The sequence below is a fragment of the Falsiroseomonas sp. HW251 genome (genome assembly GCF_050563545.1).
In the GTDB taxonomy this organism is placed as follows: Bacteria; Pseudomonadota; Alphaproteobacteria; order Acetobacterales; family Acetobacteraceae; genus Falsiroseomonas.
In genome coordinates this window covers 344,637-353,661 of sequence record NZ_JBNXUM010000002.1, presented here as the reverse complement: position 1 = coordinate 353,661, position 9,025 = coordinate 344,637, and the positions used below count along the sequence as shown (strand labels likewise).

Here is a 9,025-nt window from a genome sequence, read left to right as displayed (position 1 = left end):
ATAGCCGGCTCCGACGCCGCCTAACCATCTCGCCAACCTAGCCTTTTCAGCCTTAGCTAGGTCAGCCCCAAGGATTTTTGGCTTTTGGTCGTCAAAGCGGGTCCGCGCTTTGGATAAGAAGGCCCAACCCTAAGGATTAGTGGGATACCGATCGGATGGACGGCTCCAAAGAGCCGCAGGCCTTGCGGCCGGCTCACGCATAGGACCATTGCCGCAAGCCCCGCGCGGCGTGATACCGTTGCCTGGTCGCAACGCGAGGGAGGACATCCATCCCGAGAGTGTCCCTGACAATCCTGCCCGTCGCCCTGTTCCTGGCCGTTCGCCCAGCCGAGGCCGCCCTCCCGTCGCCACCGGGCATGGTCGTCCATTTGTGCCCCGACGAGCGGCGGGCGGAAGGCGAGGCCTGCGTCTTCGGGTTCGGGCCGGGCCGGCGGCTCGCCGTGCCCTGGTCGGTGCTCGAGGCACCCCGCACGATGAGGGCCGACAATCCTCGCGTCTCGACCTACGGGATCATCTCCGAGAATGAACGGTGGCCGCTGGGAACCTGCATGCCCGCGGGCGACTGCTTGCCATCGGTCGGCCGCAGCGGCCGGCGGGAGGCGCTGCCGGGGCGGCAGCCACGCATTTACGAACAGTGGTTGCTGTGCGGCCGGCTGTCTCAGGACGGCCGCGTCGAGCACGAGCGATCCTGTCCAGCGCCGTTCGGGCCGGGCGCCCCGGTCGCGTTTACCCTCAACGTCCGTACGGATCTCGCTTCCAACACCCAGGGCTTCGAGCGGTCGCTCTTCAAGACGCCGACCCGCACGGTCGAGCTGTGGCGGCGCTGCGATCCCGGCAACGAGCCCAGGCAGACCTGCGAGGTCCATGGCGGCCGCGACGGCCTGGTCGTCACGATCTACTGGTGGGATTGGCCGGACATCCCGTCGGCGACGATGTTCGCCGCCGCCGCCTCGCTATTCGACCGCTATGTCGTGGAGGGCACCGGGTTCGGCCACTGAGCGCGCCGTCCGCCCTTCATCTCGGCCTAACCGCCGCCCTGCCAGGCCTTCACGCTGTCCAACGGCCAGAGCAGCATCAGCACGTTGAGCGTGAGATTGTCGCGGATCATCCAGCCCACGAAGAGCTCGAGCACGCCAACGATCGCCACGCTGAGCCACACCGGCAAGCGCGACGCCAGCCAGAAGCCGAGCCACATCGCGAGGATGTCGCTGACGGAATTGAGGACGCTGTCGCCGTAGTAGTCGAGCGAGATGGTCGCGGTGCGGTAGTGCTCGATCACTGCCGGCGTGTTCTCCGCGATCTCCCAGGCCGCTTCCAGCAGCGTCGCCAGCGCCAGGCGCGGCCAGAAGCCGGCGCGGCGCAGCGCCAGCCAGGTCAGCCCGTAGAAGAGGAAGCCGTGGATGACATGCGACGGCGTGTACCAGTCCGTCAGGTGCTGCGAATTGCCGCTGTCGTTGACCGTCCCATGCCACAGCGAGACGTAGCCGCATTTGCAGATGGGCTCGCGGCCCATCCACAGCAGGATCGCCGCGGCAAGGACGATCGTCCCCGCCGCGGCCGCCGGCCACCAGCCCGGCGGCGATGTCAGGCGGCGCGACGTGACGCCCGCCCCTCGAACAGGTCGCGCCCGGCGACGAGCGCGCGGATCTTCGCGTCCACGATGTTGCGCTTCAGCATCCAGAAGCCGCAATCCGGGTGGATGTAGCGCACGCGGCCGGGGCCGATGACGGTCTCCGCGCGCTCGATCGCACGCGCGATGTCGTCGGCGGTCTCAACATCGGTGCGCTTGATGTCCACCACGCCGAGGCCCATGCCGATCTCGGGCCGCAGGCCGCGGAAGACCGCGAGCTCCTCCGGCGGGCGATGCGCGTTCTCCATCACGATGTGGTCCACGTGCAGGTTGTTGAGGTAGCCCAGCAGCTTGTCCCAGCCGCCCTTCTGGATGCTCTGCCCCCCGTAGTTGCCGAAGCAGAGATGCACCGCCGGCGTCGTCTTCACAGCGCGCAGGACGCGGTTCAGCGCCTCGGCGGCCCAGGGGCTCTCGTCGGGGCTGCCCGGCAGGTTCGCCTCGTCCAGCTGGATCACCGCGGCGTCGCAATGCGCGACCTGCTCGGCCAGCACGTCGGCGATCGCGAGCGCCACCTTCTCCACGCTGCCGCCGTAGTGGCGGTCAATCAGCGTCTTGGCGAGCATGTGCGGGCCGGTGACGGTGAACTTCAGCGGCTTCGTCGCCAGGCGCTTCGCCTTCGCGCAGGCCGCCGGCAGGTCGAGCGTGCCGTGGCCGATCGGCCCTTCCACGACGCCGGGCGGGCGGGTGCGGAAGCCCATCCCGCGCTGCGCGCGATAGGCCAGCACCTCCTCGAAGGTGGGATCGTTGCGGATGCCCGTCATGGGGCGCGTGAAGTACTCGATCATCCCGTTGGTCTCGGGATGGTTGACGTCGAAGCGGTAGAGCTCCCCGTCGCAGACGACGTCGATGCCCGCCTGTTCCTGCGTGCCGATGACGACGCGCGTGGCGTCGGTGACCGCCGTCTCCGACGGCAGGGCCACGAGCCAGTCGGGGACGGGATAGCTGCCGACGACCGTCGTTTGAATGCGAGACGCGGTCATCGCGGCTGCCCCCGGAAGCCTGCGACCGCGGGGTCCAGCAGGTCGTTGGTCATCACCTCCGCCGGCGCCACGGCGGGGATGTTGAAGGCGGTCTTCACGGCCTCGATCGTCACCTCCATCCGCGCGGGGTCCATGCCGCCGAGCGGCTGGGTCGAGCCGGCGTCGGAGGTCATCAGCACGCCAACCAGCCCCCAGCCCACGCGCAGATCCTCGATGCTCATCGCGGCGGGCTGGGCGGTGGCGGCGAGGCAGGGCTCGGGGTTCGCCAGGCACGCGGCATAGGCGCGCTGCGTCACGCGGGTGAAGCGCTGCGCGGCGTCGCGGTTGGCGCGCAGCCAGGCGCCGTTGAAGAAGAAGGCGTTGCCATAGGGGTTGAAGCCGGCGTCGCGCGTCGCGAGGAAGCCGAGATCCTCGCCCAGCGCGCGCTGGTAGATGTGGTGCGAGGTGTAGAATTCCGTCGTGATGTCGATCGCGCCGGACTGCAGCGAGGTCACCTTGGCCGGCGGCGCGATGTTCACCCAGGACACGCTGTCGGCGGGAATGCCGATCGCGCGAGAGATCATCGGCCACATCACACGGGCGGCGTCGGCCGGCGGCGTGCCGATCCGCCGCCCGCGGAAATCCTGCGGGCTGTTGATGCCGGCCGAGCGGCGCCAGTAGATGCCGTAGGGCGACTGCACGTAGATCATCATCCCCGCGATCAGGTCGGCGCCCTGCGCGCGGGCCTGCAGCGCGACCGGGGCGTCCACGATGCCGACCTGCGCCTGGCCCGCGCCGACGCGCTGCGCGGCAAAGCCGGACCCGCGGCCGTTCTCGATCGTCAGCGCGATTTTGGCGTCGCGGTACAGGCCCTGCTGCTGCGCCCAGTAGAGCGGCGCGTGGTCGGGGCCCGGCGTCCAATTCAGCACCAGCGCGACCCGGTCCTGCGCCGCCGCGGGCAGCGCGAAGCCGATCGCCGCGGCGGCGGCCAGAAGCGTCCTGCGTATCATTCCCTGTCCTCCCTCATGTGATGCCGAGCCGGTCGTAGACGCGACGGGCCAGGGCGCCGAATTCCGGCGTGTTGCGGATGATGAGCTCGCGCGGCTCCGGCAGGTCCACCGCGAACTGGTCGGCCATGCGCGCGGGGCCGGCGGTCAGCACCGCCACCTGGGTCGCGCAGAACACCGCCTCCTGCACGCCATGCGTGACCAGGACGACGGTCTTGCCCGAGGCCGACCAGATCCGCCGGATCTCGAGGTTCATGCGCTCGCGCGTCAGCGCGTCCAGCGCGCCGAAGGGCTCGTCGAGCAGCACGAGCTTGGGGTCGTGCACCAGCGCGCGGGCGAGACTCACGCGCTGCTGCATGCCGCCGGAGAGCTCGTAGGGGTACTTGTCCTCGATCCCCGGCAGGCCGACGAGGGCCAGCAGGTCGCGCGCGCGTTCGCGCGTGGCCTTGGCGGGGAGGCCGAGGATCTCGGCGGGCAGCATCACGTTGTCCAGCACGCGCCGCCACTTCAGCAGCAGCGGCTGCTGGAAGGCCACGCCGATGTCGCGGCCGGGATCGAAGCCGGCATGGCCGATGCGCAGGATCCCGCCGTCATGCGGATGCAGCCCCGCCAGGATCTTCAGCAGCGTGGACTTGCCGCAGCCGGAGGGACCGACGAGCGCGAGGAACTCCCCATCCGCCAGGTCGAAGCTGGCGTCGGATACCGCCACCGTTGCCCGCCCGCCGTTGCGGTAGGTCTTGGCGACGTTTCGCAGCGACAGGAAGGGCTCAGCGGAGGCGCGCATCTTCGGTCACCACGAGATGCTCGAGCAGCACCACCAGCCCATAGAGCGCGACGCCGACCAGCGTCACCAGGATCAGCGCCATCACCATCACCGGCGTGTCCAGCGTGCCCTGCGCCGACATGATGACGAAGCCCAGGCCCGCTTCCGATCCCACGAATTCGCCGACCACCGTGCCGGCGATCGCCAGCACGGCGGCGACGCGCATGCCGGACAGGAGATAGGGCAGGGCGGAGGGAAGCTGGATCTTGCGGAAGACCTGCCAGCGCGTCGCGCGGACAGTGCGGACCAGGTCGAGCAGCTCCGGCTCGACCTCCGCCAGGCCGCGCGCGGTGGTGATGACGATCGGGAAGAAGGCGATGATGAAGGTGATCGCGATTCGGCACCAGCCCGTAGCCCAGCCAGACGATGAACAGCGGCGCGAGCGCCACCTTCGGGATCAGGTTCAGCGTGACCAGCAGCGGCATCAGCGCGCGGCGCAGCGTCAGGGACCAGGTGAAGAGCACGGCCAGCAGCACGCCGATGGTGACGGCCAGCGCGAAGCCGCCGAAGGCCTCGGCGATGGTGATGCGGGCATGCAGCCACCAGTCGATCTGCGGTGCGCCCAGCGCGCGCAGCGTCTCCGCGGGGCCGGGCAGGATGAAGCGCGGCACGCCGCCATAGGTCGTGGCCCAGGCCCAGAGGCCGAGCAGGGCCAGATGCGAGAAGACCGCGGGCCCGTATCGGCGGAGCGTCTGCATGAAGCGGCTTCGTTCTCCCCCGTGCCCCGCCTAGACCGACGTCGCGATCCGCTGCTTGAGGAGGGGCAGCACCATGTCCGGATCCTCCGCCCACCAGCGCTTCGACAGCACCTCGACCTCCGCGAAGCCGCCGGTATACCCAGCCTGCGTCACCATCGCACGGATCGCGGGGATGTCGATGCAGCCCTCGCCTGGGATGCCGCGGTCGAAGACGGTGTCCGTCGTCGGCACCTTCCAGTCGCAGACATGGAAGGCGGCGATGCGCTTGCCCGCGCGCGCGACCTGGCGCGCGAGGTCGGGGTCCCACCAGACGTGGTAGACATCGAGCGCGACGCCGGTGCCCTCGTCGAGCTCGTCGCAGAGGTCGAGCGCCTGGCCAAGCGTGGACAGCACGGAGCGGTCGGCGCAGGTCATGGGGTGCAGCGGCTCGAGCGCGATTGTCACGCCGGCGGCGCGTGCCTCGGGCAGGATGGCGTGCAGGCCTTCGCGGACCTGTTCGCGCGCGGCGGGCAGGTCCTTCGATCCCAGCGGCAGGCCGCCGCAGACCATGACCAGGCAGCGCGCGCCGATGGTGTGGGCCTCGTGGATGGCGCGCCGGTTGTCCTCGATCGCGGCGGCGCGGCCGGCGGCATCGGCGGCGGGAAACATGCCGCCGCGGCAGAGGCCGGTGACGACAAGGCCGGCGTCGCGGATGCGCTTCGCCGCGGCGTCCACGCCCATGGCCTGCAGCACGTCGCGCCAGGGCGCGATGCCCGTGATGCCGTGACGCGCGCAGCCCTCGATGCAGTCGGCAAGACCCCAGCGTTCCTTGACGGTGACGGTGTTGAGGGAGAGGTGCATCAGGCCACGCCGTGCACGGCCAGCAGGCTCCGCATCCGGCTCACCGCCATCTCCGGGTCGCGCAGCAGCCCGGCCTTGTCGGCCAGCCTGAACAACTCGCTGAAGTGGCGGATGCTCCGCGTGCTCTGCTGGCCGCCGACCATGACGAAATGGTCCTGGTGGCCGTTGAGCCAGGCCATGAAGACGACGCCCGTCTTGTAGAAGCGGGTCGGCGCCCGGAAGATGTGGCGCGACAGCGGAACCGTCGGCGCCAGGATGTCGTGGAAGGTGCCGAGGTCGTTTCGCTGCAGGGACGCCAGCGCCCCGCCCACCGCCGGCGCGATCGGGTCGAAGATGCCGAGCAGCGCGTCGCTGTATCCCTGCTCGTCGCCCGCGATCAGCTCGGCGTAGTTGAAGTCGTCGCCGGTGTACATGCGCACGCCTTTCGGCAAGCGCCGGCGCATCACGATCTCCTTCCTGTCGTCCAGCAGGGAGATCTTTACGCCATCCACCTTGGCGGCATTGGCGTGGATGACCGCGAGCGCCGTCTCCATCGCCGCCATGTGGTCGTGGTTGCCCCAGTAGCCCTCGAGCGCGGGGTCGAACATCTCGCCGAGCCAGTGGATGATCACGGGCTGCGCAACGCCGGAGAGGATGCGGTTGTAGACGCGCTCGTAGTCGGCGGGGCTGCGCGCGGCCTTCGCCAGCGCGCGCGACGCCATCAGGATGATGCGGCCGCCCATCCTCTCGACGGCTTCGCACTGCTCCTCATAGGCGCGGATGACGTCGTCCACGGTGACGTCGGGGCCGGGGGCGAGGTGGTCGGTGCCGGCGCCGCTTGCCATCACCGCGCCGGGCACGTCCTGCATCGCATCGAGCGAGCGGCGGATCAGTTCCTGCGCCGCGACCCAGTCGAGGCCCATGCCGCGCTGCGCGGTGTCCATGGCCTCCGCGACACCGAGGCCGAGCGACCAGAGATATTGGCGGAAGGCGATGGTGCGGTCCCAGTCGATCTTGGCGTCGAGCCAGGGATCCTGCTCGGCCATCGGATCGGCCACGACATGCGCCGCGGCGAGAGCAACGCGGGGGAAGGGCGGTGTCGCCCGGGGGAAGTCGCGCGGGGCCCCGAGCGCGTGGCTCTCGATGCGGCCGTCGGCGTTCGGCAGGTTGATCGACGGCATCGCGTCACACCTCCAGCTTCGGCAGGTCGATCCAGCGGCGCTCGGCCCAGGACTTCAGGCCGGCTTCCGCGAGCTGCACGCCCTTCGCGCCCGCCAGCAGGTCCCAGGGATAGGTCGCGACGTCGCCCGCCAGGTACCGGAAGAACATCTCCCACTGCGCGCGGAAGCCGTTCGGGTATTCCTGCGTGTCCGGCACCTCCTGCCAGCCCGCGAAGAAGTCGATGGGCTGCGGGATGTCGGGGTTCCAGACGGGCTTGGGCGTGTTCACGCGGCTCTGCGTCCAGCACTTCTGCAGCCCGGCCACCGCCGATCCATGCGTGCCGTCCACCTGGAAGGTGACGAGATCGTCGCGCCGCACGCGCGTGACCCAGGACGAATTGATATGAGCCACCACGCCGCCGGCAAGCTGGAAGGTCGCATAGGCCGCGTCGTCGGTGTCGGCGTCATACGCCTTGCCCTGCTCGTCGTAGCGCACCGGGATGTGCGTCGCACCGAGGCAGGAGACGGACTGCACCTCCCCGAAAAGGTTGTCCAGCACGTAGCGCCAGTGGCAGAGCATATCGAGGATGATGCCGCCGCCCTCGGCCTTCTTGTAGTTCCAGGAAGGGCGCTGCGTCGGCTGCAGATCGCCCTCGAACACCCAATAGCCGAACTCGCCCTTCACGCTGCAGAGGCGGCCCAGCGCGCCGCTGTCGATCACCATCTTCAGCTTGCGCAGGCCCGGCAGGAAGAGCTTGTCCTGCACCACGCCGGCCTTGATGCCGGCGCGCTTGGCCAGCCGCGCAACGTCCATCGCGTCCTCGAGGTTGTCCGCCGTCGGCTTCTCGCAATAGATGTGCTTGCCCGCCGCGATCGCCTTCCGCAGCAGCCCCGCGCGCAGCTGCGTCGTCGCGGCGTCGAAGAAGACCTCGTCCTTCGGATCGGCCAGGCAGGCATCCAGGTCGGTGCTGACGCGCGTCACGCCATGCGCCCTGGCCAGCGCCTCCAGCTTCTCCTTGTTGCGACCGACCAAGATCGGATCGGGCATGAGGCGGTCGCCATTCGCCAGCTTCACGCCCCCCTCGGCGCGGATCGCCGCGATGGAGCGGATGAGGTGCTGGTTCATCCCCATCCGGCCCGTGACGCCGTTCATGATGAGCCCGATGCGGCGCTCGGCCATGGAGATCCTCCCGTCCAGGTAACTGACTGGTTACGTGCGCCGGACCGCCCGGTCAAGTCAGGGGCGGAGGTAGCCCAGCACGACGTCGGTGATGTGCGCCTCGCGCGCGGCGATCGCGGCCTCGGTGTCCAGCGGCGCGCCAAAGATGGTGGACAGCGTGTGCCGGTTCGCGACGTAGAAGTGACCCAGCGCGAGGATCGAAATGTAGAGCTGCATCGGGTCCACGCCCTGGCGGAACACGCCCTCCGCCACGCCGCGCGCCAGCACGCCGCGCAGCGCGTCCACGATCGGCGAATAGAGCGCGGGCACGTCCTCCGACCGGCGGAGATAGGCGGCCTGGTGCAGGTTCTCCTGGTTTAGGAGCGCCACGAATTCGGGATGGCGTGCGGTGTAGCGCAGGTTGAAGCTGACGAGCCGCGCCATCGCGTCGCCGGGCGGCAGGTGCTGGACCTCGACCTCACGCTCCTCGGCGCGCTTGGCGGCATAGGCGCGCTCCAGCACCACCATCCACAGCTCCTCCTTGGAGCCGAAATGGGCGTAGAGCATGCGCTTGTTGGCGCCCGCGCGCTCCGCGATCTCATCCACGCGAGAGCCCGCCAGGCCCTTCTCCGCGAACTCCGCGAGCGCCGCATCGAGGATGCGCTGGCGGGTCGCGGCCGCGCGCGGCGACAGTGGCGTTTCCTTTCGCGCCGGTCCGTCCGGCATGGTTCCCCTCGTCCTCGATTGACGGCAGCATGGCGCGGCGGCGA

The 9,025-nt window shown here is 69.7% G+C and carries 11 protein-coding genes; 2 read left to right on the top strand and 9 right to left on the bottom strand.

Annotated features, from left to right (window positions below; all coding sequences use genetic code 11):
- The first annotated feature begins 278 nt into the window (after positions 1-278).
- A complete protein-coding gene (locus tag ACLF3M_RS03600; RefSeq protein ID WP_430655469.1) occupies positions 279-998 on the top strand; it encodes a hypothetical protein in 720 nt (239 codons plus the stop codon).
- A gap of 26 nt (positions 999-1,024) precedes the next feature.
- Here the strand turns inward: ACLF3M_RS03600 and ACLF3M_RS03595 are convergent, their stop codons facing one another.
- From ACLF3M_RS03595 to ACLF3M_RS03575, 5 genes are read right to left on the bottom strand one after another with little or no spacing between them, the layout of a single operon-like run.
- On the bottom strand, positions 1,025-1,588 hold the full coding sequence (locus tag ACLF3M_RS03595; protein ID WP_430655479.1) for a DUF2585 domain-containing protein: 564 nt from the start codon (positions 1,586-1,588) through the stop codon (positions 1,025-1,027).
- Positions 1,585-2,610 (bottom strand): cobalamin-independent methionine synthase II family protein, encoded by a 1,026-nt coding sequence (locus ACLF3M_RS03590; protein WP_430655468.1) that lies wholly within the window; start codon positions 2,608-2,610, stop codon positions 1,585-1,587. The genes ACLF3M_RS03595 and ACLF3M_RS03590 overlap by 4 nt, the downstream gene beginning before the upstream one ends.
- A complete protein-coding gene (locus ACLF3M_RS03585; RefSeq protein WP_430655467.1) occupies positions 2,607-3,599 on the bottom strand; it encodes an ABC transporter substrate-binding protein in 993 nt (330 codons plus the stop codon). Before ACLF3M_RS03585 ends, ACLF3M_RS03590 begins: the two co-directional genes overlap by 4 nt.
- A 13-nt stretch (positions 3,600-3,612) precedes the next feature.
- Positions 3,613-4,380, bottom strand: coding sequence for an ABC transporter ATP-binding protein (locus tag ACLF3M_RS03580; RefSeq protein WP_430655466.1), 768 nt, complete (start codon positions 4,378-4,380; stop codon positions 3,613-3,615).
- Entirely contained in the window at positions 4,364-4,756 is a 393-nt protein-coding gene (locus ACLF3M_RS03575) for an ABC transporter permease (protein ID WP_430655478.1), read from the bottom strand. The genes ACLF3M_RS03580 and ACLF3M_RS03575 overlap by 17 nt, the downstream gene beginning before the upstream one ends.
- Before the next feature lie 29 nt (positions 4,757-4,785).
- Here ACLF3M_RS03575 and ACLF3M_RS03570 point away from each other — a divergent pair, with 29 nt between their 5' ends.
- Positions 4,786-5,040: a hypothetical protein gene (locus tag ACLF3M_RS03570; protein WP_430655465.1), complete on the top strand. Its 255-nt coding sequence runs from the start codon at positions 4,786-4,788 to the stop codon at positions 5,038-5,040.
- Between the two features lie 107 nt (positions 5,041-5,147).
- Here ACLF3M_RS03570 and ACLF3M_RS03565 read toward each other — a convergent pair whose 3' ends face one another.
- From ACLF3M_RS03565 to ACLF3M_RS03550, 4 genes are read right to left on the bottom strand one after another with little or no spacing between them, the layout of a single operon-like run.
- Positions 5,148-5,957 (bottom strand): sugar phosphate isomerase/epimerase family protein, encoded by an 810-nt coding sequence (locus ACLF3M_RS03565; RefSeq protein ID WP_430655464.1) that lies wholly within the window; start codon positions 5,955-5,957, stop codon positions 5,148-5,150.
- Positions 5,957-7,117, bottom strand: coding sequence for a dihydrodipicolinate synthase family protein (locus tag ACLF3M_RS03560; RefSeq protein WP_430655463.1), 1,161 nt, complete (start codon positions 7,115-7,117; stop codon positions 5,957-5,959). The genes ACLF3M_RS03565 and ACLF3M_RS03560 overlap by 1 nt, the downstream gene beginning before the upstream one ends.
- A gap of 4 nt (positions 7,118-7,121) precedes the next feature.
- Positions 7,122-8,276, bottom strand: coding sequence for a Gfo/Idh/MocA family protein (locus ACLF3M_RS03555; RefSeq protein ID WP_430655462.1), 1,155 nt, complete (start codon positions 8,274-8,276; stop codon positions 7,122-7,124).
- A 57-nt stretch (positions 8,277-8,333) separates the two neighbouring features.
- Positions 8,334-8,981, bottom strand: coding sequence for a TetR/AcrR family transcriptional regulator (locus ACLF3M_RS03550; RefSeq protein WP_430655461.1), 648 nt, complete (start codon positions 8,979-8,981; stop codon positions 8,334-8,336).
- Positions 8,982-9,025 lie beyond the last annotated feature (44 nt).